The 24034-nt window shown below is 60.6% G+C and carries 22 protein-coding genes, 1 tRNA gene and 1 pseudogene; 4 read left to right on the top strand and 20 right to left on the bottom strand.

Annotation, left to right across the window (positions count from 1 at the left end; all coding sequences use genetic code 11):
• Positions 1-62: 62 nt before the first annotated feature.
• The 4 genes from FE240_RS03025 to FE240_RS03010 all read right to left on the bottom strand — a co-directional run bounded on the left by FE240_RS03025 (position 63) and on the right by FE240_RS03010 (position 3301).
• Positions 63-1169, bottom strand: a complete 1107-nt coding sequence (locus FE240_RS03025; RefSeq protein WP_193003325.1) for a 1-acyl-sn-glycerol-3-phosphate acyltransferase — start codon at positions 1167-1169, stop codon at positions 63-65.
• Between the two features lie 127 nt (positions 1170-1296).
• Positions 1297-1992 carry an aspartate/glutamate racemase family protein gene (locus tag FE240_RS03020; RefSeq protein ID WP_193003324.1) on the bottom strand — a complete coding sequence of 232 codons (696 nt, stop codon included), beginning with the start codon at positions 1990-1992 and terminating at the stop codon, positions 1297-1299.
• Positions 1993-2044: 52 nt separating this feature from the next.
• Complete coding sequence (locus FE240_RS03015) at positions 2045-2635, bottom strand: LysE family translocator (protein ID WP_193003323.1); 591 nt, start codon at positions 2633-2635, stop codon at positions 2045-2047.
• Positions 2636-2704: 69 nt separating this feature from the next.
• Positions 2705-3301 (bottom strand): LysE family translocator, encoded by a 597-nt coding sequence (locus FE240_RS03010; protein ID WP_193004423.1) that lies wholly within the window; start codon positions 3299-3301, stop codon positions 2705-2707.
• A gap of 115 nt (positions 3302-3416) precedes the next feature.
• Here FE240_RS03010 and FE240_RS03005 point away from each other — a divergent pair, with 115 nt between their 5' ends.
• From FE240_RS03005 to FE240_RS02995, 3 genes are all read left to right on the top strand, one after another.
• Positions 3417-4793, top strand: coding sequence for an aminotransferase-like domain-containing protein (locus FE240_RS03005; protein ID WP_193003322.1), 1377 nt, complete (start codon positions 3417-3419; stop codon positions 4791-4793).
• A gap of 8 nt (positions 4794-4801) precedes the next feature.
• Positions 4802-5254 (top strand): hypothetical protein, encoded by a 453-nt coding sequence (locus FE240_RS03000; protein WP_193003321.1) that lies wholly within the window; start codon positions 4802-4804, stop codon positions 5252-5254.
• 136 nt (positions 5255-5390) lie between these two features.
• Positions 5391-5945, top strand: a complete 555-nt coding sequence (locus FE240_RS02995; RefSeq protein WP_193003320.1) for a DUF2799 domain-containing protein — start codon at positions 5391-5393, stop codon at positions 5943-5945.
• Between the two features lie 34 nt (positions 5946-5979).
• On the opposite strand, the gene FE240_RS02990 is transcribed toward FE240_RS02995, so the two are convergent.
• From FE240_RS02990 to FE240_RS02975, 4 genes and pseudogenes are all read right to left on the bottom strand, one after another.
• Positions 5980-6798: a Cof-type HAD-IIB family hydrolase gene (locus FE240_RS02990; protein ID WP_193003319.1), complete on the bottom strand. Its 819-nt coding sequence runs from the start codon at positions 6796-6798 to the stop codon at positions 5980-5982.
• Between the two features lie 133 nt (positions 6799-6931).
• Positions 6932-8572, bottom strand: a pseudogene (locus FE240_RS19035) (methyl-accepting chemotaxis protein).
• A 143-nt stretch (positions 8573-8715) separates the two neighbouring features.
• On the bottom strand, positions 8716-9339 hold the full coding sequence (locus tag FE240_RS02980) for a DsbA family protein (RefSeq protein WP_193004420.1): 624 nt from the start codon (positions 9337-9339) through the stop codon (positions 8716-8718).
• A gap of 44 nt (positions 9340-9383) precedes the next feature.
• Positions 9384-10235: a Vmh family MBL fold metallo-hydrolase gene (locus FE240_RS02975; protein WP_193003318.1), complete on the bottom strand. Its 852-nt coding sequence runs from the start codon at positions 10233-10235 to the stop codon at positions 9384-9386.
• A gap of 109 nt (positions 10236-10344) precedes the next feature.
• Between FE240_RS02975 and FE240_RS02970 the strand changes: the two genes are divergently transcribed.
• Positions 10345-11292 (top strand): LysR family transcriptional regulator, encoded by a 948-nt coding sequence (locus FE240_RS02970; RefSeq protein WP_193003317.1) that lies wholly within the window; start codon positions 10345-10347, stop codon positions 11290-11292.
• A gap of 61 nt (positions 11293-11353) precedes the next feature.
• Here the strand turns inward: FE240_RS02970 and FE240_RS02965 are convergent, their stop codons facing one another.
• From FE240_RS02965 to FE240_RS02910, 12 genes are all read right to left on the bottom strand, one after another.
• Positions 11354-11671, bottom strand: coding sequence for a LafX (locus tag FE240_RS02965; protein WP_193003316.1), 318 nt, complete (start codon positions 11669-11671; stop codon positions 11354-11356).
• Positions 11672-11716: 45 nt separating this feature from the next.
• A complete protein-coding gene (fliS, locus tag FE240_RS02960; protein ID WP_193003315.1) occupies positions 11717-12112 on the bottom strand; it encodes a flagellar export chaperone FliS in 396 nt (131 codons plus the stop codon).
• A gap of 11 nt (positions 12113-12123) precedes the next feature.
• Positions 12124-13407: a flagellar filament capping protein FliD gene (gene fliD / locus FE240_RS02955; protein WP_193003314.1), complete on the bottom strand. Its 1284-nt coding sequence runs from the start codon at positions 13405-13407 to the stop codon at positions 12124-12126.
• A gap of 157 nt (positions 13408-13564) precedes the next feature.
• Complete coding sequence (gene lafA, locus FE240_RS02950) at positions 13565-14458, bottom strand: lateral flagellin LafA (protein WP_193003313.1); 894 nt, start codon at positions 14456-14458, stop codon at positions 13565-13567.
• A gap of 526 nt (positions 14459-14984) precedes the next feature.
• The gene (gene pnp / locus FE240_RS02945) at positions 14985-17135 is read right to left on the bottom strand and encodes a polyribonucleotide nucleotidyltransferase (protein WP_193003312.1); all 2151 of its coding nucleotides are present in this window, start codon (positions 17133-17135) and stop codon (positions 14985-14987) included.
• Positions 17136-17291: 156 nt separating this feature from the next.
• Positions 17292-17561 carry a 30S ribosomal protein S15 gene (gene rpsO / locus FE240_RS02940; protein ID WP_042046764.1) on the bottom strand — a complete coding sequence of 90 codons (270 nt, stop codon included), beginning with the start codon at positions 17559-17561 and terminating at the stop codon, positions 17292-17294.
• Between the two features lie 122 nt (positions 17562-17683).
• Positions 17684-18637, bottom strand: a complete 954-nt coding sequence (gene truB / locus FE240_RS02935; RefSeq protein WP_042046765.1) for a tRNA pseudouridine(55) synthase TruB — start codon at positions 18635-18637, stop codon at positions 17684-17686.
• Positions 18638-18639: 2 nt separating this feature from the next.
• Entirely contained in the window at positions 18640-19047 is a 408-nt protein-coding gene (gene rbfA, locus FE240_RS02930) for a 30S ribosome-binding factor RbfA (protein ID WP_042046766.1), read from the bottom strand.
• Between the two features lie 54 nt (positions 19048-19101).
• On the bottom strand, positions 19102-21789 hold the full coding sequence (infB, locus tag FE240_RS02925; protein WP_042046767.1) for a translation initiation factor IF-2: 2688 nt from the start codon (positions 21787-21789) through the stop codon (positions 19102-19104).
• A 26-nt stretch (positions 21790-21815) separates the two neighbouring features.
• On the bottom strand, positions 21816-23312 hold the full coding sequence (nusA, locus tag FE240_RS02920) for a transcription termination factor NusA (RefSeq protein WP_193003311.1): 1497 nt from the start codon (positions 23310-23312) through the stop codon (positions 21816-21818).
• 14 nt (positions 23313-23326) lie between these two features.
• The gene (rimP, locus tag FE240_RS02915) at positions 23327-23785 is read right to left on the bottom strand and encodes a ribosome maturation factor RimP (protein ID WP_042046770.1); all 459 of its coding nucleotides are present in this window, start codon (positions 23783-23785) and stop codon (positions 23327-23329) included.
• A 165-nt stretch (positions 23786-23950) separates the two neighbouring features.
• Positions 23951-24027 (bottom strand) — tRNA-Met (locus FE240_RS02910).
• Positions 24028-24034 lie beyond the last annotated feature (7 nt).

Raw genomic sequence — 24034 nt, 5'->3', positions numbered from 1 at the left:
ATTGACCAGAAACAAAAACGGGAGCTTGCGCTCCCATTTTTATAAACTCGTGATGCAAATCATCAAATATTTTTTGAGTTTTCTACCGGTTTTGCATACATGGTACGCCAGAGATCACGTAATTCGGTCGGTACCTTGTCCAGCCGCTCGGCATAAGCAGCCGCCTCTTCGGCGCTGGCCTTGTCACGTTCACCGGCCGCCAGGAAGTTGTTTGCAAACAGGTGGTAGCTGCTCCAGATGGAGCGATCGATGAGAGCCGCCAACCCATCCGGATCGTCAAACCCATCCAAGATCGGGGCGCCGAAGGCGACATGCACCCGCCCCTTCTGGCCGACGATACCGGCCACAATGCTCTCGATGTCCTCGAACTCGCCCTTCTCGTAGCGGCCATGATGGGCCTTCTCGTACAGCTCGCGCGCCTTGGCCAGATCGGTCGGATCGCACTCGTAGGAGATGCTGACCGGCACTATGTTGAGACGGGCCATGTAATCGGCAAACGCCAGCTTCTGCTTCTTGCCTTCCATGTAGAACATCTTGAGGATGGCCGGATCGGTGCGATCATCCCCATCCTTGGCCCGCCCCTCTTTCTGCGCAATCCAGATGGAGTGACCGCCGGCGAGCGACTCGCCGATGTAAGCGGAGAGATCCCCAAGCGTCTTCATCAGCTCGCGCGGCCCCTTGGCGGAGCGCTTGACGATAAAGCTCTTGTTGAGCTTCATCAGCTCGGTGGCACAGGGCTTGCGAAGCAGGTTGTCGCCGATGGCGATGCGCACCGTGTCAAAGCCGTTGTTAAACAGCCCCCAGTTGACGAAAGCGGGGTCCATGGCGATGTCGCGATGGTTGGAGACAAACAGATAGCCCTTGCCCGGCTCAAGGTGTTCGAGGCCGGAGAAGGTCACGCCACGGGTCGAGCCGGCGATCATGTGCTCCATGTAGCGACTGACCCCGAGCTGCACCTGACGCACCGTCGTGACGCCCGCCCACTTACGGCGCAGCACAGCACGGATCAGCGGGCGGATCGCCCAACCAAGCCAGCCGACCAGATTGCCGAAGCGATAGCGGGCAATGGCGCCGATGAATTCGTCATCTTGGACGAGGCGTTCGATGGCGCCGGCCACCTCGTCATCGTTGTAAGGGCGGATCTCCGCAAATCTGTCTACTTCTGCCACTCTCTGAGCCTTTCTCTTCGGGGAAAGGGGGCCATCCCCCCATTGCAGGGCGCAATTTTACACGCTTTTCCCCGTCCGGGTACGTGGGGCAAACAGATATATGAGATCTGACGGAGGAATTGCCGAGCTAATCGGCCAGCGCCCGCACCACCGCCGCCTCGGCATGCAGCGTCGTGGTGTCGTAGAGCGGCACCGCGCTGTGGCACTCCCCAATCAGCAGGGCAATTTCGGTACACCCCAGGATCACCGCTTCTGCCCCCTCTTTCGCCAGCTGCGCGATGATATCGAGATAGGCTTGCCGCGAAGCCTCATGCACCTGTCCAAGGCACAGTTCGTCATAGATGATGCGGTGCACCCGCTCGCGTCCCACCTCGTCCGGCACCAGCACCTCAAGGCCGAAGCGCTCGGTGAGGCGTTCCCGGTAGAAATCCTGCTCCATGGTAAAGCGAGTGCCAAGCAGCCCCACCTTGCGCACCCCGTCGGCCACCAGCCGCTCCCCGGTTGCATCGGTGATGTGCAGCAGCGGGATCGCCACCGCCGCTTCGATAACACCGGCCACCTTGTGCATGGTGTTGGTGGCGATCAGCAGAAAATCGGCGCCGCCCAGCTCAAGGGAGCGGGCCGCCTCTGCCAGCGCCAATCCCGCCGCGTCCCATTGCCCTGCCACCTGCAACCGCTCAATCTCGGCAAAATCCACGCTGTGCAGCAGGACTCGCGCCGAGTGCAAACCACCGAGGCGCGCCCGCACGCCCCGGTTGAGCGCCTGATAGTAGCTCACGGTCGACTCCCAGCTCATGCCCCCCAGCACACCGATGCAACGCATAACCCACTCCTTATGAGCAAAAAAGGCCCCGCAGGGCCAACAAGACAGACGTCTAGATCCAGATCATCAGCACACAGGCCGCCGTGGCGATCCCCATGCCGAGGTTAAACCGCCGCCAACCGCGCGGCGTGCTGATGAGGCGCCGTACCTGGGCGCCAAACACCACCCAGAAGGCGCCGGTATAAAGGCCGGTACAGAAAAAGATGGCCAGCACCCAGAGGGCGGAAGGCCAGTAAGCCTCCCCGGCCAGGGTGAAACCGCCGATGGCAGAGAGCGCCATCATCCACGCCTTGGGATTGAGCAGTTGCAGCAGTGCTCCCTGATGGGCCGCAATGAGGGGGCGATGCCCCTCCGCCGGGCCCGATGCCGTGGCCACCTTCCAAGCTAGCCAGAGCAGATAGAGCGAGCCGGCCACCTTGAGCAGCGCATGCAGCAGCGGCAGCCGCTCGAAGAGCACTCCGAGCCCCAGTGCCGTGGCCAGGATCATCAGGTTGATCCCCCCCACCACCCCCACCAATAGGGGCAGGCTGCGGCGAAATCCTTGGGCGGCCCCACTGCTGGTGAGCAACATATTGTTAGGGCCCGGGGTGCCACAGGTCACCAAGGCAAACCCAGCTAGGGGCAGTAGCCAGTTCAGATCCATCTCAACCTCATTACTACGGAGCAAAGGCACTCAATATGCAGCACCGCCTTCATCAGACGCAAGCAGCCCCTACATCCAGAGCATCACCACACACAGGGCGGTCAGCCCGCCCAGGGTGCCGTTAAGGCGGCGCCAACCACGCTCGGAGCGGATCCAGTGGCCCAACTGCTGGCCAAACAGCACCCAGACTCCGCAACTTGGCAGCGCCACCAGCACAAAGGCCCCCATCACCACCAGCTGGCTCGGCCAGTAGCCGGCCCCCTCGCGGGTGAACAGGCTGATGGCCGAGATCCCCATCATCCAGGCCTTGGGGTTGAGAAACTGAAACGCCACCCCCTCGAGCAGGGTCAGCGGACGGCTGCGCCGCACCGGATCGCCGGGCGCCCCGGCCACGGCAATGCGCCATGCCAGCCACAGCAGATAGAGGCTGCCAAAACACTGCAAGGCGAGCCGCAGCAAGGGCCAGCGCTCAAACAGGGGATAGAGGCCGAGCGCCAGCACTAGCTGTAACACCGGCTGGCCGACACTGACGCCCAGCAGGTGTGGCAAGGTGCGCCGCATCCCGAAGTTAGCCCCCGAGGCGGTCAGCATCAGGTTGTTCGGCCCCGGCGTCCCGCAGGTGAGCAGCGCAAATCCAAACAGGGTAACCACCCATTCCATCGTCATCATCTCTCGCTCCCGAACTGTGATTGCATCGATACAATCCACGTATCGCGCTATTTATTGTCTCGAATTCACGCTATATTGCCGAAATAATCCGATCAATTGTTTTATTGTCACCATGACAATCTGGACTCCCAACCTCTCGGCCCACGAGGGCCCCCTCTACCTGCGGCTGGCCCAGGCCATCGCCCAGGCCATCGCCGCCGGCCAGTTGCCCCCCGGCAGCCGGCTGCCGACCCAGCGCGCTCTAGCCGACCGGCTGGGGGTCACGGTCGGCACCATCACCCGCGCCTATGCCGAGGCCGAGCGGCGCGGCCTACTCGCCGCCCGGGTCGGCAACGGCACCTGGGTTCGGGAGCACGGCGAGTCAAAGCCTGCCGACTGGCCGGTGCGTGAAGAGCTAGAGGGGCGCATCGAGTTGTGGCAAAACCTGCCTGTGCCCATCGACAGGGCCGCCATGCTGGCCCCCCTGCTGCATCAGGTGGCCGATGAGGGGGATCTCAACCGGCTGCTTGGTTACGATCAGGAAGCAGGCCGCCCCCACCAACGCCAGGCCTTCATCGACTGGCTAGCGGGGCTCGGTATCCCGGCCAGCCACGACCGCTTCCTGTTCTGTAACGGCGCCCAGCACGGCATCATGCTGACCCTGCTCGGCATCGGCTGTGTCGGGGAGGCGATCGCCTGTGAAGGGCTGACCTATCCCGGCCTGCTGGGGGCGGCGCGCCAGCTCAACTGCCAAGTGATAGCGGTGGCGATGGATGAAGAAGGCATGCTGCCCGAGGCCCTTGATGCGGCCTGCCGTCAGCGCCGGCCACGGCTGGTCTACCTCACCCCCACCCTGCAAAACCCCACGACCGGTATGATGGGCGAGGCGCGGCGCCGCGACATTCTGGCGGTGTGCGAGCGGCACGGGGTGTGGGTGGTGGAAGATGACGTCAACGGCTTGCTGCCTGCGGGGCGACCGGCCCCCATGGTGACGCTGGCGCCGGAGCGGGTGATCCACCTCGGCAGCCTGGCCAAGATCGCCTGCGGTGGGCTGCGAGTCGGCTTTCTGCTCTGCCCCCCTTCGCTGCGCATGGCGTTGGCCCAAGCGATGCGCCTGTCGAGCTGGATGGTGAGCCCCCTGCTGCTCGAGGTGGCCGCGCGTCTGTTGGGGCAAGGGCTGACCCCGCTGCTCGAAGAGCAGCGGCGCATCCTGCATCGCCGCGCTGAACTGCTGCTCCACCTGCTACCGGATGCCCGCTGGCAACACGGCGCCATGCACGCTTGGCTGCCACTGCCGCCCCCCTGGCGTAGCCAGGAGTTTGCCGCCGCCGCCGATGCCGCCGGGGTCGGGGTCACCAGCGGTGAGCTGTTCGCCGCCGGCCAGTTTGCCGCTCCTCAAGGGGTGCGCCTGAGCCTGAGCCAGCCATCGAGCGATGCCCTGCTCGCCGAAGGGCTCACCCGGTTGCGGGATCTGCTGGCCGGCGCGCCTCCCATCCACCCCCTGCTCTAGGCCTCCCCATGAAGCGACTGCCACTGCTGCTCACCTTGCTGCTGGCCGGTTGTGCCACCCCCCAGCAGCGCCAGCTCGGCCACGTCATCAGCGTCCTGGACGATGAGCTGCACCGGCTTGAGGAGCAGCTCGCCGCCCTGGGCGGCCTGCGTTACCAGAAGGCCATCGATGCCCCGCTCTCATTGCGCCAACGCCTGGCCACGCGGGAGCAAGAGGGCATTGGCGCCCGGCTCACCGATGGTCCCGAGCTGACCTATTACTACCGGCTGCCCCGTTCACCCGAAGGGGGGCGAGTGAGCGCCGAGCCGTGCCATGACTATGAGTTCGAACTGCGCCGCCTCGGCCACTTCGGCGTGCTACACCTGAGCTGGCAGAGCCCGGCAGGAGAGGGCCACCAGATCCAGTACCAGCGCACCTGCCTCTGGCCTGCGGTCGATGCTAGCTCCTCCACGCCATCGTAGGGCCCTTGCTGTCGAAGGGGCGCCCCCATGCGGGCGGTGCGCCGCGAACCCCGGCCAAGAGGGCCCACTTCCCCTCTTTGCGCCGGCCACGTTCGGCCCTAAAATGCCGCCATCCCGATGACCAGGAAGTCTCACCATGCCCTCACGTCTGTTGATCCTGACCCTCCCTCTGCTGCTTGGCGCCTGCTCGACCCTCTCTGAGGAGGAGTGCCGCAACGCCAGCTGGTACAACCTTGGCTACCAAGATGGGGAGCGCGGCCGCACCCAGCAGGAGATCCCCAAATACCGGGAGAGCTGTAACGAATATGGGGTGAAGGTGGACGAGACGGAGTGGAAGCGCGGCTACCAGAAGGGGCTTGAGCTGTTTTGCATCCCCGAGCTGGCCTACAGCAAGGGGCGCGATGGGGTCGAGTATCTCGGGGTCTGCCCGAATGACGCCAGCTTCCTCAAGCAATATCAGCGCGGTCGCGACGAGTACCTGCTGAACCAGCGTATTGCTGAGTTGCAAGATGAGCTGCGCCGCCTGGATGACGAAATAGGCGCCGTTGAACGAAAGATGCGTAGCAGCGATGGGGACGAACTCGACTACTACCGCAGCCAGCGTTACCGCATGATACGCCACGCCGAGGCGGTGCAAGAGGAGATCTGGCGCCTGCGCAACCCACCCAAGGTGATCGAGTTCAAGCTGTAACCCAAAGAGGGCGCCGCGCTCGCCCTCTTCGCCATCAGGCCAACACCCAGCGTTGCAGCGCCAGGGCGATGCCATCCTCGTTGTGATCCGCCGTCACCTTGTGGGCCTGCGCCCGGATCTGAGACGCCGCGTTGCCCATGGCCACGGCCAACCCGACTTGGGCAAACATGCTGATGTCGTTGTTGTTGTCACCAAACGCCACGATCTGCGCCATGTCGATCCCCTCACTGGCCGCCCACTGGGTCAGCCGGTTTCCCTTGCTGCATCGGCGGTCAACCAGCTCGATGGCATAGGGCGCGGCCCAATCCTGGTTAAGTGGCAGCGGCTGCACCCGGCTGGCCACCACGTCGTGCAACTGGGCAGGATCGTCACCAAACAGCTCGAACTTCCACACCGACTCAGCCAGCAGGTCGGGGCGCGCCTCAAGCGGCAACAGGGTGATGTTCAGGTGCTCGGGCTGACGCGCCGACCAGTTGCGCATCTTGGTCACCTGCTCCTGACAGCCGAGATAGGCAATCCCCTCTGAAAGATGGATAAGCGCCCCCATGCTCTCCCCGTCCAGCACCTCAAGCAGGGTCGCCAGCGCCGGTTTGGGCAAGGGATCGCCCCGCACTATGCCGTCATGCACCGGGTCATAGAGGTAGGCGCCGTTGCTACAGATGATGGGGGTATCAAGCCCCAGCTCGTGGTGAAAGGGGCGCGCCAGCATATAGTGGCGGCCAGTAACCAGGATCACCTTGATTCCGCGGCGACGCGCCTCTTCCAGCGCCTCTCTGGTGGCTGCCGAGATGCGGTGGTCCCGGGTGAGCAAGGTGCCATCCATATCCAGTGCGATGGCCTGATAGGGGGTCATACATCTCTCCCTGCTGAAAAATGGGAGTAATAAGCTAGACCAGAACTCCGCCTGCCACCAGCATCGATGCTCGCTCCTGTGAGGTGCGATAAAAAAGGGGCGCCACGGCGCCCCTTTCCAGCCCTGAGCAGGGTCAAACCCGAAAACGCTGCACCATATCTTGCAACTGGGTTGCCAGATGGTTCAGATCGTTGCACGCCTGGGCCATCTGATTGGCCCCGGCCGCGACCTCCTCCGAGGCGTGACTGATGTTAACCACATTGCGATTGAGCTCCTCACTGACCGCCCCCTGCTCCTCGGTGGCTGTGGCTATCTGGATGTTCATCTGGGAAATGCTGCCCACGGCGCCGCTGATTTCGGCAATCGCGCCGCCCGCCTCACGGGCGGTCAGTACCGTCTCGCTCATCATCTCCTGGCTATGCGCCATGGTGCTGCCGGCCTGCTCCGCCCGTTGCTGCAACTCGGCGATGATGGCGTTGATCTGGGTCGTGGAGTCCTGAGTTCGCTTGGCCAGAGTGCGCACCTCATCGGCCACCACCGCAAAACCACGCCCCTGCTCACCGGCTCGGGCCGCTTCGATGGCGGCGTTAAGGGCCAGCAGGTTGGTCTGATCGGCGATACCGCGGATCACCTCAAGCACCACGCCGATGTTGCGGCTGTCTTCGCCCAACTGCTCGATGACACGGGCGGTGCTCTCAATGGCCGTCGCGACCTGCTCGATACGGCGAATCGACTCCTGCACCGTCTGCGCCCCCTGCTCGGCGCGCTGGCTGGCCTGACCCGCCGCATCGGCGGCATCGCTGGTATTACGCGAGACCTCCTGCACCGTGGCCTGCATCTCATTCATGGCGGTGGCAAGCTGGTTCAGCTCGTGCTGCTGGCTGTTCATGTTGCCGGCCGACTGGCTCGCCACGGCGCTGATCTCTTCGGCGGCCGAGCCCAACTGCACCACAGAGCCGGAGACCTCGCTCACCAGCCGGCGCAGGCTGTCTTGCATCTCGCCAAAGCCATGGGCCAACTGACCCAGCTCGTCGTTGTTAAAGTGCTGGCGTTCAAGGCGGCTACCCAGATCGCCGGCAGCAACCTTGCGGGTCTGATCCAGCAGGGCCATCACGGGGCGGCGCACCTGCTAGGTCAGCCACCAGGCCAGCCCCACCAGCAACAGGATGGTCAGCAAGCTGGCCCCTAGCACCATATTGCGTGACTGGGTATAAGCGTGATGACTCTCATTGGTTTGATCGAAAGCGATACGCTCGTTGATCTCGCGCAGTTGATTGGCATACCCCATCGCCTCTTCCAAGGCCTGGCGGGTCTCATTTTTTCGCAGCGCCGTTACCTTGGACAGCTCCTGCTGGCGAATGGCCGCCACCACTTGCTCATGGAGCTGGAAGTAACGATTGGTCGCGCTGCGCAGCTTATCGTAATTGCTGCGCTCTTCCGGGGTGCTGAAGGGGAGAGAGCCGTAATGTGCCAGCTCGGCGTCAAAGGTCTCTTTGAGATGGTTGAACTTACTGATCCCATCTTCGATTTCGGCCGGGTCATTGCTAATCGCTCCGATCACCGACACCAGCTCAAGGCGACGAGTATCCAGCAAGTAAGCGTTGATCTTGCCTGAGCTAGCCACAGAGGGAAGCATATTGTCGGCCAGACGCGAGGTATCGTCGTTAAGGCGTGAGAGCTGGGCACTGGAAAACCACGCCAACCCCACCACCAAGAGAGCCAGCACGGCAAAACCACAACCTAATTTCTGACCAATCGACAGATTTTTGAACATAGCTGGCATCCTTTTGCTCTTCATACCGGCGAACACGACCGGCAACACAACAGAGCATAACGTAAGAGAGTAATACACTGAACGAATGTACGGGTTAACCCTCTCTTATCGGCCGGACGACCAGGATCCTGAGTCCGTTTATTTCAACTCACCACGCGCAACTGGGCTAGGAAGTGATCCGGCTCGCCAAACGAGGGCGATAGTGGCATCAGCACGCCATCCCGCTCCACCCCCAAGGTCGGGTAGCCGTGGCCCCCGAGGCGACGCAGCCATTGCTGACTTTGGGCTAGGTGCTCATCCAGTGGCGCCGCCGCATAAGCGGCGTGAAAGTCAGCCTCCTCCACCCCCTGCTCGGCAGCCAGTGCGGCCAGGAATGCCACATCGCCCACCCATAGACCATCCCGATAGTGAGAGGTTTGGATACGCTGCAACAGCGCCAAGCCATCGCCCCCCAGAGCGGTCACCGCCATGATGGCGCGGATGGGAGGTTCAGAATCGAGGGTCAGCCGAGTATCGAGCAGCAGCGAATTGAAATAGCGCTCACCAAAATGCTGGCCCGTCAGCGCCTCAATGCGTTCATCGTGGGGGCGTACATGCTGACGCAGCGTCGCCCCCATGGGCTGGCGGCGGGCGCCGAGCCACAATCCGCCAGCGTGCAACTCGATGGCAAGGCCCGGCACACCTGCCGCCGCCTTCAAGAGAGGAGCGGCGCCATAGCACCAACCACAGAGCGGGTCGTAAACATAGTGAAGGAGGGTCGGATTCATCATTGTGCTCTCATGAGGCCGGGCGATGCCCGGCCAGTCCCCGCTTACCACTTCATCTCACCGGTCGCGACCTTGGCGCCGATAGCCAGGCCATCGTCCACGGGCAGAGCCGGGTAAGCCTGCTTCATCGCATCGATAAGAGCCGCCGCGTCCTTGCTCTTGGCCAGCTCGGCCTCGAAACGCAGTACATAGTCACGGGTGAAGCTGACGGCCTCGGCCCCCTTCATCTCCTGACCCAGGAAGTGGCCGGGGATGACGCGCTCAGGTTGCAGTGCCAGCAGTTGCTCCAGGGTCTCAACCCACTGACCGCGCGCCGCCTGAGTCTGGCTATCCGCCATCCATACATGCACGCCGCTGGAGACCGCCACCCCACCAAAGGCGGTCTTGATCGAAGGGGCCCACAGGAAGGCGCTCGGGGTATTCATCGCCTTCACCTCTATGGTCTCACCCTCCAGGGTCAACTGGGAGGCGGTCAACACCTGCGGCACCGTCAGGCTCTTGGGCGCATCTTTGCCGAGGATCGGGCCCCAGTAGGCCAGCTTGGCGTCCTTGGTCTCCTTGATGTGGTCAACCACGTGCTGGCTGGCGAGTACCTTGACGTCGGGGAAGGCGGCCAGGATCGGCTCAAGACCAAAGTAATAATCGGGGTCCCCGGCGCTGATATAGATGGTGGTCAGTTGCTTGCCGCTCTGCTTGATGAGATCGACCAGCGCCTGGCCATTTTTCACATCAAACTGCGCATCCACCAAGATGGCCTCTTTCTCGCCGGTCACCAGCTCGGAGGAAACCGGGAATATCCCCTTGTCACCGGGGTTATAAACCTGGATGTTCAACGGCGCCGCAACGGCGCTGCCCAGGGTGGAAGCCAGAGTCAGGGTCAGCAGGGTGTGTTTCATGGTGTTGCCTCATCGTGGGTCGGTGTCGATGGGAACAGTCTATTGGATCATTTTTATGCCAAATACCGCATAATAGTGACTTCACCGTTGCATATATCGAGCAAATAACATGGATAGACTGACTGCGCTGCAGGTTTTTGTCACCGTCGTCGAGCAGGGCAGCCTCAGCGCCGCCGCCGAGCGGCTCGACATGTCCCGCGCCATGGTATCGCGCTACCTGGGGGAGCTGGAGGGATGGATGGGGGCCCGCCTGCTGCATCGCACCACCCGGCGTCTGAGCCTGACCGGCCCCGGTGAAGAGACGCTGGTTCGGGCGCGCAGCATGTTGGCGCTGGGCGAGGAGATGGAGCGGCTGGCCGCTCATGCCGGCGACGCCCCCAAGGGGCAACTGAGGGTCACTTGCAGCTATTCACTGGCTGATGCCTTTCTGATGCAGGCCGCTCAGGAGTATCTCTCCCGCTGGCCCGGGACGGCTATCGACATCCTGCAACTGGATCGCACCGTCAATCTGGTGGAAGAGCGCATCGATCTGGCATTGCGCATCACCAACGACCTCGATCCCAATCTGGTTGCTCGCCGCCTCGGTTGCTGCCGCTCCGTGGTCTGCGCCAGTCCGGCCTATCTCAAGGCTCACGGAACACCGCAGCGGGTACAGGATCTCGCCCTGCACAACTGCCTGACCTACTCCTATTTTGGCAAGAGCCTCTGGCAGTTTGAGGGGGCGGATGGCCCCGAATCAGTGCCGGTCAGCGGCAACCTGAGCGCCAACACCTCTAACCTGCTGCTCAAAAGTACCCTGTTGGGCAGCGGAGTCAGCATGCAGCCTCTCTATTCGGTGGCCGACCACCTTGAGCGCGGTGAGCTGCTTCCCTTGCTGACCAAGCTGGAGCCCCGCCGGCTCGGGGTCTATGGCATCTATACCACGCGCAAGCAGATGTCCCCCCTGCTGCGCAGTTTCATCGATTTTCTGGTGGAGCGGATGGCGCAAGATCCCCTGTGGCAGGAGCCCTCACAACGAAGCGCTTCCTGGGCCCCTTCCTCCCCCGGCGCGCAATAAAAAAGCCTATCCGGTCATGGATAGGCTTATGAAGTCGCAAAGAGAGCAAAGAGGCGCCGCGCTAGATTCCCGCGACCTCCTCATAGGCACGCAACCCTTCCGATTGCCTGCGCATCGCCTGCCACACTTTCAGGCTGCGCTCCATCTCGATACGGCACAACTCACGCGCTTCGGCATGCTCTGCCCGAATGATCTGGCGCACCGGCTCAAGGGCCTGCCACAGTTCAGGGTCCTTGGCCAGACGGCGAGCGGTCGCAGCCAAGGTCACATCCAGCGCCTGCACCGCACTCCATCCCCCGTTGCGGGCCTGGATCAGCAAGCGCTGGCTCAACGCACGCAGTTGCTGCCCGACTTTTGCCTGGTGCTCATTTAGTTTCATCAAGACTCTCCTTGCCAAGGGACAACACGGCCATCCGCCCACTCATTAGCGAGTCTGATGGCGCGCCATGCCTTCCCAACCGATGCGTAGCTCACCGATGATGTTGCGCACTTCCTGCAACCCCTCAACACGGTTGCTCACGCTCACCTCAAACAAACGCTGACCACAGTAGTCATACAATTTGTGTAAATTGAGCGCCAGCTCCCCCCCTTGCTCCATATCAAGGGCGCTGTCGAGACCACCGAGGATATCCAGACAGCGGGAGACCGATTGTCCTTTACGATCAAGCTGACGGGCAATGATGTGCCCCTCAACCCGGGAGATCTCATCGAGCAGACCATCGACCAGCATCAGCACCAACTGATGCGGATTCGCACTGGCCGCCTTGGCATGGGTTGCAGCCTGTTGATAGGCCGCAAACGGATCGTCTTGTTCAAACATTAGGTACTCACTTAGAGATACTGTGCACTTTCAACCATCTGGTTCAAGGCGGTGAACTGTTTCAAGTAGCGCTGGTAAGAAGCCTCCATGCGCATATCAAACGCCTCCATCTTCTCTTCCAGACGCTTCTGGCTACGCTCTATCGTCTCTTCCCGCTGCTTGATGATGCCATCACGAGCGGTGTAGCTGTCCAGGCTCTTTTCCATACGCTTGAGCAGACCATCATCCCCCAGCATGGCCTTACCGAGGACTTCCGGGTCTTTCTCCAGCGCCTTGTTAAAGTCAGTGGAGCTGAAACTCAGTTTACCTTCGCGGTCAGTCTTAATGCCGATATCGGAAAGCGTCATGCCATTGGGCAGATCCCGCACACTGTTGCGTAATGTACTCTTCAGACCACGGGCAGTGGAGTCACCATACAAGGCGCCACCGGAAGCCGTCATCTTGTTGAGGTCATCCATCAGCTCGTTGTAATCATCAACGAACTTCTTCAGCGCCTCGGTCATCTCCTCGCTGTCCTGGCTGACTGACACCTGCAAAGGGCCGCTATCCGCCGGCTGCGCCTTGGTCAGCTCAATGGTCAGGCCATCGACCACGTTCTCGAAGGTATTGCTGCCTTGCTTGATCTCCAGGGCGCCAGGACCGCAGCCCATGACCAGAATCGCATCTTGCGCCGGGCTCAGCTCACGCATGTTATCCACGGCGCTGGCAAACGCCTCGGAAGCCTCGCTCCCGGCAACCGGGGTATAGTTGACGCTGATCTGATTCGCTTCACCCGTCTCGGTGCTGGTCATGACCAAATTGGTCTTGCCATCGGTACGCACCAGCGTCGCCTTCACCCCAGGGTTGCTGCTGGAGTTGTTAATGGCGTCGGCCAAGTCCTTCGCATTGGCATTGGACGGCAGCGTCGAGAGATCAATGGCCATCTCCTCGTCACCCACGTTGACGGTCAGAATACCATCGTTGGGGATGGCCGAATCACCATCGAGCTCAATCCCCACCTGGTGGGAGGTCGCCACCTGCTTGGACTGGAAGTTGTATTGCCCCGAGCTGGCTTCACCATTGGAGGTGACAGTCAGAAACCCCTCATCGGAGATGGTCGTCTTCTGCGCCTGCATCTTGGCGGGATCGTTCAGATCCTTGAGCATGCTCTGGAAGGCTTTGGTCTTGCTACTGAGCGAACTGTAGGCAGAGCTCTGGGCTTGCAGGCTGCTCTGCTGTTTTTGATGCAACGCATCGGTATTGAGGCGTTCAGCGGCCACCAACTGGGCGGCCAGGGAAGCGGGATTGATCTGCATAACTTAAGTACTCCATTGAGTTTTATGCGGCAGTCATAACAAAGCCGCCACGAGGCGGCTTGGTTATGACCCCGAAATGGCGCAGAGAAGGCACCCAACGCGGATGAGGGGACCAAAACAACGGGCCACCACAAGTGGTGGCCCGCCAGCAACCGGATTAGTTCAGCAGGGAGGTTACCATGCTGGTCATCTGGTTGGACTTGGACAGAACAGACATGCCGGCTTGCATCAGCATCTGGTTCTTGGTCATGCTGGTGGTTTCCGCCGCGTAGTCAGCGTCCATCACGTTACCAAGGGCCACGTCGGTGTTTTCTTTCATGTTGGACAGGTTGCTGATGGTGTGCTCCAGACGGTTGATATTGGCACCGAACTGGGAACGGGCAGTACCGATATCGTCCAGGCTATCCGCGATCTTATCCATCAAGCCACTGAAATCAGCACTACCACCAACAGCGCGAGTACCACCTTCTTCCGGCTCCTCACTACCACCGAGCTTAGCGATTGCTTCCTTGGCGCCATCGATCAGAGCGTTGACCGCTTGTACGTTGGTGCTGGCATCCAGCTCCAGCTTCTCATCAGAGTTACCACCGATCTGGAAGGTTACGCCACCCTGTTTACCGAACTTACCGTCGTCGGTCAGCAGCTGATCGCCACCGAAACGGGTGTTGTCACGGATATTTTCCAGCTCGGCAGCCAGCTCGGTCATTTCATCCACAATCGCTTGACGGTCAGCCTCACTGGCCGTGTCGTTCGCGCCCTGGGTGGCCAGATCCTTCATACGCTGGGCGATGTTGGTCATCTCGTCCATGGCGCCTTCCGCGGTCTGCAGCATGGAGATGGCATCCTGAGCGTTACGCATGCCTTGTGCTTGACCGTTGGATTGGGCTTGCAGACGGGTGGCCATCTGCAGACCAGCGGCATCGTCAGCAGCGCTGTTGATGCGCAGGCCGGTACCCAGACGCTGCATCGCGGTGCTCAGGGAGCTGTTGGTGCTGTTCAGTTGGTTCTGGGTTACCAGGGAGGAGTAGTTGGTGTGGATGGAGATAGCCATTGTCTTGTTTTCCTTAAAGTTACACGCTGCAAAGCAGCTCTCGAGTCACAAAGAAAGAGAAACGACCGTCCCTTTGAAAAAATGAAGTCTTCTGACATTTTTTATAAAAAAATCTTCTTTCTCCCCGTGTTTTTCAGACTGAGATGACATGGCTAAAACCGGATGCCCCTAGTTGAACTCCCCGTGCCGCTACGCTGGAGCCTAGAGATCTGCCCGCCCTCGCCTTTTCACTATCGCGCCATACCGAGTGCTGACCCATGCCCAAAAAGAGCAATGCACTGCTCTTCACGAAGGGGAACAAGGTGGGCAGGGGAAAGAATAAGAGAAGCGCATTAACAGGCGGCGCCGCGCTCATTGGCCTGCGAGGCTCAACGCCACCAAGAAGCGGCGCGGCAACAACACGAAGAGAGCCGTCAGAACGCGATGAGGGGACAACCGATGGGCAAGGGTGAAGCCCCCTTCACAGGGCCAGCGCCATCACCATAAAAAAAGCCGCCCGATAGGGCGGCTTTTTCATGACAGAGCCTTACTCGGCGGCCGGCTCTTCGGCAGCAACCGGCGCCGCTTCGGCGGCGGCCGGCGCAGGAGCGGCGGCATCGGCATTGGCTTCCTTGATGGAGAGACGGACGCGACCCTGACGGTCCACTTCCAGTACCTTCACCTTGACCATGTCACCGATGTTCAGGTAGTCGGCCACATTCTGCACGCGCTCTTCGGTGATCTGGGAGATGTGTACCAGACCATCCTTGCCCGGCAGGATGTTGACGAAAGCACCAAAGTCGGCCAGACGCACCACCTTACCTTCGTAGATGCGGCCCACTTCCACCTCGGCGGTGATGGCCTCGATACGGCGGATCGCTTCCTTGGCGGCATCGCCGTCCACAGCAGCGATACGCACGGTACCGTCATCATCCAGCTCGATGTTGGTGCCGGTCTCTTCGGTCAGGGCGCGGATCACGGAGCCACCCTTGCCGATGACATCCTTGATCTTCTCCGGGCTGATCTTGATGGTGTGGATGCGCGGGGCGAAATCGGAGATCTCGGCACGCGGGGCGGCAATCGCCTCGTCCATCACCTTCAGGATGTGCAGACGCGCGTCACGGGCCTGCTTCAGGGCGATCTCCATGATCTCCTTGGTGATGCCTTCGATCTTGATGTCCATCTGTAGGGCAGTCACGCCCTCGGTGGTACCGGCCACCTTGAAGTCCATGTCGCCCAAGTGATCTTCATCACCCAGGATGTCGGACAGCACGACGAAGCCATCTTCTTCCTTCACCAGACCCATGGCGATACCGGCTACAGAGGCCTTGATCGGCACACCGGCATCCATCAGGGCCAGGGAGGTACCGCACACGGAGGCCATGGAGGAGGAGCCGTTGGACTCGGTGATCTCAGAGACCACGCGCACCACGTACGGGAACTCGTCGGCGCTCGGCATTACCGCAGCGACGCCGCGCTTGGCCAGACGACCGTGGCCGATTTCACGGCGCTTCGGGCTGCCCATCATGCCGGTCTCACCCACGCAGTAGGGCGGGAAGTTGTAGTGCAGCATGAAGCGATCGGCACGGTTGCCGGTCAGCTCGTCGATGTTCTGAGCGTCACGCTCGGTGCCCAGGGTGGCAACCACCATGGCCTGAGTCTCACCGCGGGTGAACAGGGCGGAGCCGTGGGTACGCGGCAGCACGCCGGTGGCCACATTCAGGGCACGCACCATGTGCGGATCACGACCGTCGATACGCGGTTCGCCACGCACCACGCGGCCACGGACGATGCGGCTCTCCAGGTTGTGGAACTCTTCGCCGATCTTCTTCGGATCCAAGGTGGCGTCAGCCGCAACCAGCTGCTCGATAACGCGCTGCTTGATGGCGCCGATGGTCTCGTAACGCACAGCCTTCTCGGTGATGCGGTAGGCTTCACCCAGTTCGGCGGTGGCCAGCTCGGCGACCTTGTCCTTCAGAGCCTGATTGACGGCCGGAGCAACCCAATCCCACGGCTTGGCACCGGCTTCGGCAGCAAACTCGTTGATGGCGCTGATGACGGTCTGCATCTGCTCGTGGCCATAAACCACGGCGCCCAGCATGACGTCTTCCGGCAGGACGGAGGCTTCGGACTCCACCATCAGCACGGCGCTGGCGGTACCCGCCACCACCAGATCCAGTTGGCTGTTGGCCAGCTCGCTCACGGTCGGGTTCAGCAGGTACTGACCGTTCATGTAACCGACGCGGGCGGCGCCGATCGGGCCATTAAAAGGAATGCCAGAGACGGCCAGCGCGGCAGAGGCGCCGATCATGGCCACGATGTCCGGGGAAACCTGCGGGTTAACGGACATCACGGTGGCAACCACCTGAACCTCGTTGAGGAAGCCTTCCGGGAACAGCGGGCGGATCGGACGGTCGATCAGACGGGCGATCAGGGTTTCACCCTCGCTCGGACGACCTTCACGACGGAAAAAACCGCCCGGGATACGGCCAGCAGCGTAGGTACGCTCCTGATAGTTGACAGTCAGGGGGAAGAAGTCACGGCTCAGATCGGCTTCTTTTTTGCCGACCACGGTAACGAACACACAGGTGTCGTCCATGCTGACCATGACCGCGCCGGTAGCCTGACGGGCCATCATGCCGGTTTCGAGAGTGACGGTATGCTGACCGTATTGGAATGACTTAACAGTAGGATTCACGTGAATTTCCTTTTATCAATTTGGCCTTTCAATTTCGCGCCCAAGTATACTTGATTCGAGTTAAAAGGTAAGCGGCGTCGCATCAGGGTTGCATACGCCGTAACGAAAAAAGGGGAACCTTTCGGTTCCCCTTTTTGCGTGAAATCTTGCCGTCGATTAGCGACGCAGACCCAGCTTGGCGATCAGAGCAGCGTAACGCTCTACATCCTTACGCTTCAGGTAGTCCAGCAGCTTACGACGCTGGGAAACCATGCGCAGCAGACCGCGACGACCGTGGTGGTCCTTGGCGTGCTGCTTGAAGTGGCCTTGCAGGTGGTTGATCTGGGCAGTCAGCAGGGCAACCTGAACTTCCGGGGAACCGGTGTCGTTAGCGCCACGAGCGTGTTCGGCTACGATTTGAGCCTTGATTTCAGCGTTTAGAGACATGAGTCTACTCCAACAGAGTGTTTAAAGGTTCACAGCCGATCTCTAATTCAGCCGTGAAATGAGGGCGGTATCATACCATTTTTGCCGTTCTTGGCAATCACCATGGCGATACCACCTAGCCATCAGGCCTCTTCGCCGCCGAGACGCACCAGACGACGCGGTGCAACCCGCCCCTCTTCGTCGATCTCGCCAACGCCGATGAACTCGCGCTCCGGGCCAACGGTCATACGCACCTGGCCCTCTTGCGGCGCCCCTGCCACCTGAACCGCTTGGCCCTGGTTGACATAGGCGGCAACCGCCGGCAGCAGATTCACCTCGGGCAAGGAAGCCACGGCAGTGTCCATCGGCAGCAGCAGCGGATCCAGATGCTCGCGTGGCGGCACGGTCTGGGCACGGGCATGCTCGAAGATGCACTCGAGCTGCTCCAGGGTCAGCATCCGCTCATAGGGATAGCTGGCCACCTGGGTACGGCGCAGGGCAGTCACGTGGGCGCCACAGCCGAGCAGCTCGCCAAGATCATCGACCAGGGAGCGGATATAGGTGCCCTTACTGCAATGCACCTCCATCTTCACCTCATCCCCTTCCACACTGATGAGCTTGAGCTCATAGATGGTGATGGGGCGGGCCTCACGCTCAATTTCAATGCCTTCGCGGGCATATTCATAGAGCGGGCGACCGTTGTGCTTGAGCGCCGAATACATGGACGGCACCTGCATGATGGGGCCGCGGAACTTGTCGAGCGCCTCGATGATGTCACCCATGGCAACATTGACCGGGCGCTCGCTGACCACCTCGCCATCCGCATCGCTGGTATCGGTGCGTACACCGAGTTTGGCGGTCACCTGATAACGCTTGTCAGCGTCGAGCAGGAACTGGGAGAACTTGGTGGCCTCACCGAGGCAGATCGGCAACATGCCGGTCGCCAGGGGATCGAGCGCGCCGGTATGACCCGCCTTGGCCGCGTTGTAAATCCGCTTGACCTTCTGCAACACATCGTTGGAAGTCAGGCCAGCCGGCTTGTCGAGCAGCAGGATACCGTGTACTTCACGGCCCTTGAAACGACGTCTGCGAGACATCTTCAGCTTTCATCCTCTTCATTGCGACCGGATTCGGCCATACGACGCTTGTCATCCCGGATGGTGTTGGTCACCAGATTGGACATGCGCATCCCCTCGACCAGCGTCTCGTCATAGAAGAAACGCAGCTCAGGCACCACGCGCAGACGCATGGCACTGCCGAGCAGGCTACGGATGTAGCCGGCGGCCTCGCCGAGGGCGGCCAGGGCTTCCTTAATTCGCTCGGCATCGTTGTCGAGCTGCAGGAAGGTGACATAAACCTTGGCATAGTTGAGGTCACGGGAGACCTCCACGTCAGAGACGGTCACCATGCCGATACGCGGGTCTTTGACCTCGCGCTGCAAGATCAGTGCGATTTCGCGCTGGATCTGCTGTCCGACCCGACGGGTCCGACTAAATTCTCTCGCCATGTTTTTACACCTGCGATAAAGGGGGGCCGAAGCCCCCCATCTTGAACCTTCGAATTACAGAGTACGCTGGATTTCAACGGTCTCGTACACTTCGATCTGGTCGCCAACGCGAACGTCGTTGTAGTTCTTCACCGCGATGCCGCACTCGTAGCCATTCTTGACTTCGTTAACGTCATCCTTGAAGCGGCGCAGGGACTCCAGCTCGCCTTCGTAGATCACCACGTTCTCACGCAGCACACGAATACGGTTGGAACGCTTGACCACGCCCTCGGTGACCATACAGCCGGCAACAGCACCGAACTTGGGCGACTTGAACACGTCGCGCACTTCGGCCAGACCGATGATCTCTTGCTTGTACTCCGGCGCCAGCATGCCGCTCATGGCCTGCTTCACTTCGTCGATCAGGTCATAGATGACGGAGTAGTAGCGCAGATCCAGGCTCTCGGCCTCGATCACCTTGCGAGCAGAGGCATCGGCACGAACGTTGAAGCCCAGCAGAATGGCGTTGGACGCGGCGGCCAGGGTGGCGTCGGTTTCGGTCAGACCACCAACACCGGAGCCAACGATCTTCACCTTCACCTCGTCGGTGGAGAGCTTGACCAGCGCGTCGCAGATGGCTTCTACAGAGCCCTGTACGTCGGCCTTGAGCACCACGTTCACTTCGGAGACTTCGCCTTCGGTCATGTTGGCAAACATGTTCTCCAGCTTGGCCTTCTGCTGGCGAGCCAGCTTGACCTCACGGAACTTGCCTTGACGATAGAGTGCCACTTCACGGGCCTTCTTCTCGTCACGTACGACAGTGGCTTCGTCACCGGCAGAGGGCACGCCGGACAGACCGAGGATTTCCACCGGCAGGGAGGGGCCGGCTTCCTTGATCTCTTTACCCAGCTCGTCACGCATGGCACGAATACGACCGTATTCGAGACCGCACAGCACGATGTCGCCCTGACGCAGGGTCCCTTCCTGTACCAGCACAGTGGCAACCGGGCCACGGCCCTTGTCGAGGAAGGATTCGATCACCACGCCATTGGCCATGCCGTCATAAACGGCCTTCAGCTCCAGCACTTCGGCCTGGATCAGGATGGCGTCGAGCAGCTCGTCGATACCTTGGCCAGACTTGGCGGAGACATGCACGAACTGGCAGTCGCCACCCCAGTCTTCGGACATGACGTCATAGCGAGCCAGCTCGGTCTTGACGCGATCCGGATCCGCTTCCGGCTTATCGATCTTGTTAACAGCCACCACCAGCGGTACACCCGCGGCCTTGGCGTGCTGGATCGCTTCGACGGTCTGCGGCATCACGCCGTCATCGGCCGCCACGACCAGCACCACGATATCGGTGGCCTTGGCACCACGAGCACGCATGGAGGTAAACGCTGCGTGACCCGGGGTATCCAGGAAGGTGATCATGCCGCTTTCGGTCTTAACATGGTAAGCACCGATGTGCTGGGTGATGCCACCGGCTTCGCCCGCCGCGACCTTAGCCTTACGGATGTAGTCGAGCAGCGAGGTCTTACCGTGGTCAACGTGGCCCATGATGGTGACCACAGGTGCACGCGGTTTGGCTTCGGAGGTCTCGTCACGATCAGACAGTACCGCCTCTTCCAGCTCGTTCTCACGACGCAGCACCACCTTGTGGCCCATCTCTTCGGCGACCAGTTGAGCGGTCTCCTGGTCGATGACCTGGTTGATGGTGGCCATGGCGCCCATCTTCATCATCGCCTTGATGACTTCCACGCCCTTGACCGCCATCTTGTTGGCCAATTCGGCAACGGTGATGGTTTCGCCGATCACGACGTCACGGTTCACGGCAGCAGCCGGCTTGTTGAAGCCGTGCTTCATGGCGTTCGGGGTCGCCATCTTGCCACGCTTACCCTTACGGGCACGCGGGTTGCGATCATCGCGGTCATCATCACGACGGCCGGTCTTCTTGGGCCCCTTGGGAGCAGCGGCGCTACGGCGGCGGCTCTCTTCTTTGCTGTCCTGTTCGTCTTCGGCAGCCTGAGCATGCTTGGAGGTGGTGACGTGATAGTCACTGCTCTCGCTGGCACGCTTGGCCTCTTCCTCGGCCCAACGGGCCGCGTTCTCTTCTGCCATCAGACGGGCTTCTTCCGCCTTTTTGGCTGCTAATTCTTCCGCCTTCTGAAGGGCGGCCGCTTCTTGTTGGCGCTTCAGTTCTTCTGCTTCGCGCTTGGCCATCTTCTCTGCCTCTTGCTGAGCTGTGCTACCGGCTGCTTTGGCGGGCTGCTGCTGAGCCTGTCGAGCCTTCTTATCTGCCTCGATTCGCGCCTTTTCCTCAGCTTCCAGGCGAGCCTGCTCAGCCGAACGGCGAGCCTTCTCTTCAGCCTCGATGCGAGCCTTCTCTTCGGCTTCGCTGCGGGCCTTCTCTTCCGCTTCCAAACGCGCTTTTTCTTCGGCTTCCTGACGCTGCTGATCTTCCAGCGCCGAGCGTCTCACATAGGTGCGAGATTTACGCACCTCAACCTGCACTTCTTTGTTCTTGCCGCCAGTCCCCTGAACACTCAGCGTGCTCTTGGTCTTGCGTTGCAAAGTCATGCGGGCCGGGGTGACATCGCCACCATGCTGTTTCTTCAGATGAGCCAGCAGAGTCTGCTTTTCAGACTCGCTAACCATATCGTCGGCCGCGCTCTTTTCGATGCCGGCCGCGACAAACTGCTGGAGAAGACGATCAACCGGTGTGTCGATGTCAGTGGCAAGTTGTTTTACCGATACTTCTGCCATTCATTTACCTCCGTTTGATCCTGTACTCAAGACTGCTCTCCGAACCAACAGATGTTGCGAGCAGCCATTATCAGCTCACCAGCCTTCTCGGCGGTCAGCCCTTCGATATCGGCAAGGTCATCAATGCCTTGCTCGGCCAAATCTTCCAAGGTGCCGATACCGCGCGCGGCCAGCGCATGAGCGGTTTCGTTGTCCAGCCCTTCGAGAGCCAGCAGCTCTTCACTCGGCTCGACAGCTTCCTTGGATTCTTCATTGGCCAGCGCCTTGGTGGTCAAAGCGGCTTTAGCACGGCCACGCAGCTCTTCGACGGTGTCTTCATCCAGGCCGTCGATAGCCAGCAGTTCGTTCACCGGTACGTAGGCAATCTCTTCTAAGGTGGAGAAGCCTTCTTCCATCAGCATCTCGGCGAAATCGTCGTCGATGTCGAGGGCAGTGGTAAACAGGTTCATGATGCGATCGTTTTCGGCCTGGTGCTTGGCACGCATGTCCTCAACGGTCATCACGTTCAGTTCCCAACCAGTCAGTTGGGAGGCCAGACGCACGTTCTGGCCGTTACGGCCGATGGCCTGAGCCAAGTTGGCCGCTTCCACGGCGATGTCCATGGTGTGGTTATCTTCATCCACGATGATGGAGGCCACGTCGGCCGGCGCCATGGCGTTGATCACGTACTGGGCCGGGTTGTCATCGTACAGCACGATGTCGGCGCGCTCGCCACTGAGTTCAGCAGAAACGGCCTGAACACGGGCACCACGCATACCGATACAGGCACCGATCGGATCGATACGGCGATCGTTGGTCTTTACCGCGATCTTGGCGCGGGAACCCGGATCACGAGCCGCGCCCATGATTTCGATCATCTCTTCGCCGATCTCGGGCACTTCGATGCGGAACAGCTCTTTGAGGAAGTCCGGGCTGGAGCGGCTGACAAACAGCTGGGAGCCACGCGCCTCGGGACGCACCGAGTAGAGCAGGCCACGCACGCGGTCACCGGGGCGGAACATTTCACGCGGCAGCATGTCGTCACGGAAAATCACCGCTTCGGCGTTGCTGCCGAGATCCAAGATGATGTTGTCGCGGTTACTCTTCTTCACCACGCCGCTGATGATGGTGCCTTCCTTGTCCTTGAACTGCTCAACGACTTGGGAACGCTCTGCTTCGCGCACTTTCTGCACGATCACCTGCTTGGCGGTCTGGGTGGTGATACGGTCGAAGGTGACAGATTCAATCTGATCTTCAACGTACTCGCCCAGCTGGATCTCGGGTTCTTCAACCTGAGCCGCTTCCAGGGTGATCTCGGCATACGGGTTTTCCATCTCAGCCTGGTCGGCAATCACTTTCCAGCGGCGGAAGGTATCGAAGTCACCCGTCTTACGATCGATGGCAACACGCACTTCGATCTCACCTTCGTACTTCTTCTTGGTCGCGGTGGCCAGCGCGGTCTCCAGAGCCTGGAAGATCTTCTCGCGGGGTACGGCCTTCTCGTTGGAAACTGCGTCAACGACCAGCAAAATCTCTTTGTTCATGTGGAAAAGCCTCGTTAACCGAAGTGCGGCACAATGTTGGCCTTCTGGATGTTAGTGAAAGCCAGCATTTCATCCTTACCATCTACCGTCAGGGTGATCAGGTCACCCTGTACAGCCTTAATTACGCCTGTGAACTTGCGGCGGTTATTGGTAGCCATCCGGAGCGTTACCGCCGCCTCTTGGCCAATGTATTTCTCGAAATGGGCGACCTTGAACAGGGCACGGTCGAGGCCAGGAGAGGAGACCTCGAGGTAGTACTCCTCGCTGATCGGATCCTCAACATCCAGCAGCGCCCCAGCCTGATAGCTCACTTCTGCACAATTATCGACAGAGACACCCTGTTCACTGTCGATATAAATGCGCAGAGTGGAGTGCTTGCCGGCACGGGCAAATTCGATTCCCCACAGTTCGAAGCCGAGGGCCTGAATTGGCGCCTCGAGCAGCTCGGTCAGACGTTGTTCCAACGTAGCCAAAGTCACCCTCCGAAAAAACAAAAAAAGGGCATAAAGCCCAGGTCTGATCAGGTCAGCATAAAGCGCACATGACAAAAAGCCCCGATATCAAATCGGGGCTTGTCGCTTTACCCTGATTGTCGCCTCGCAGCGACCGCCTTCCTGAGCAATGGAAAGCGTGAAATTTGGTTGCGGGGGCCGGATTTGAACCGACGACCTTCGGGTTATGAGCCCGACGAGCTACCAGGCTGCTCCACCCCGCGTCCGAAA

Origin of the sequence: Aeromonas simiae (assembly GCF_014892695.1) — a bacterium.
GTDB lineage: Bacteria > Pseudomonadota > Gammaproteobacteria > Enterobacterales > Aeromonadaceae > Aeromonas > Aeromonas simiae.
The sequence above is the reverse complement of the archived record's forward strand: the minus strand, read 5'-3'. Positions and strand labels throughout refer to the sequence as shown.

Bases quoted from the DNA above. Each gene is read 5' to 3' on its own strand.
- FE240_RS03020 (WP_193003324.1), bottom strand. From the start codon at position 1,992: ATGCGTTGCATCGGTGTGCTGGGGGGCATGAGCTGGGAGTCGACCGTG.
- FE240_RS03015 (WP_193003323.1), bottom strand. From the start codon at position 2,635: ATGGATCTGAACTGGCTACTGCCCCTAGCTGGGTTTGCCTTGGTGACC.
- FE240_RS03010 (WP_193004423.1), bottom strand. From the start codon at position 3,301: ATGACGATGGAATGGGTGGTTACCCTGTTTGGATTTGCGCTGCTCACC.
- FE240_RS03005 (WP_193003322.1), top strand. From the start codon at position 3,417: ATGACAATCTGGACTCCCAACCTCTCGGCCCACGAGGGCCCCCTCTAC.
- FE240_RS03000 (WP_193003321.1), top strand. From the start codon at position 4,802: ATGAAGCGACTGCCACTGCTGCTCACCTTGCTGCTGGCCGGTTGTGCC.
- FE240_RS02995 (WP_193003320.1), top strand. From the start codon at position 5,391: ATGCCCTCACGTCTGTTGATCCTGACCCTCCCTCTGCTGCTTGGCGCC.
- FE240_RS02990 (WP_193003319.1), bottom strand. From the start codon at position 6,798: ATGACCCCCTATCAGGCCATCGCACTGGATATGGATGGCACCTTGCTC.
- FE240_RS02980 (WP_193004420.1), bottom strand. From the start codon at position 9,339: ATGAATCCGACCCTCCTTCACTATGTTTACGACCCGCTCTGTGGTTGG.
- FE240_RS02975 (WP_193003318.1), bottom strand. From the start codon at position 10,235: ATGAAACACACCCTGCTGACCCTGACTCTGGCTTCCACCCTGGGCAGC.
- FE240_RS02970 (WP_193003317.1), top strand. From the start codon at position 10,345: ATGGATAGACTGACTGCGCTGCAGGTTTTTGTCACCGTCGTCGAGCAG.
- FE240_RS02965 (WP_193003316.1), bottom strand. From the start codon at position 11,671: ATGAAACTAAATGAGCACCAGGCAAAAGTCGGGCAGCAACTGCGTGCG.
- fliS (WP_193003315.1), bottom strand. From the start codon at position 12,112: ATGTTTGAACAAGACGATCCGTTTGCGGCCTATCAACAGGCTGCAACC.
- fliD (WP_193003314.1), bottom strand. From the start codon at position 13,407: ATGCAGATCAATCCCGCTTCCCTGGCCGCCCAGTTGGTGGCCGCTGAA.
- lafA (WP_193003313.1), bottom strand. From the start codon at position 14,458: ATGGCTATCTCCATCCACACCAACTACTCCTCCCTGGTAACCCAGAAC.
- rpsO (WP_042046764.1), bottom strand. From the start codon at position 17,561: ATGTCTCTAAACGCTGAAATCAAGGCTCAAATCGTAGCCGAACACGCT.
- truB (WP_042046765.1), bottom strand. From the start codon at position 18,637: ATGTCTCGCAGACGTCGTTTCAAGGGCCGTGAAGTACACGGTATCCTG.
- rbfA (WP_042046766.1), bottom strand. From the start codon at position 19,047: ATGGCGAGAGAATTTAGTCGGACCCGTCGGGTCGGACAGCAGATCCAG.
- infB (WP_042046767.1), bottom strand. From the start codon at position 21,789: ATGGCAGAAGTATCGGTAAAACAACTTGCCACTGACATCGACACACCG.
- nusA (WP_193003311.1), bottom strand. From the start codon at position 23,312: ATGAACAAAGAGATTTTGCTGGTCGTTGACGCAGTTTCCAACGAGAAG.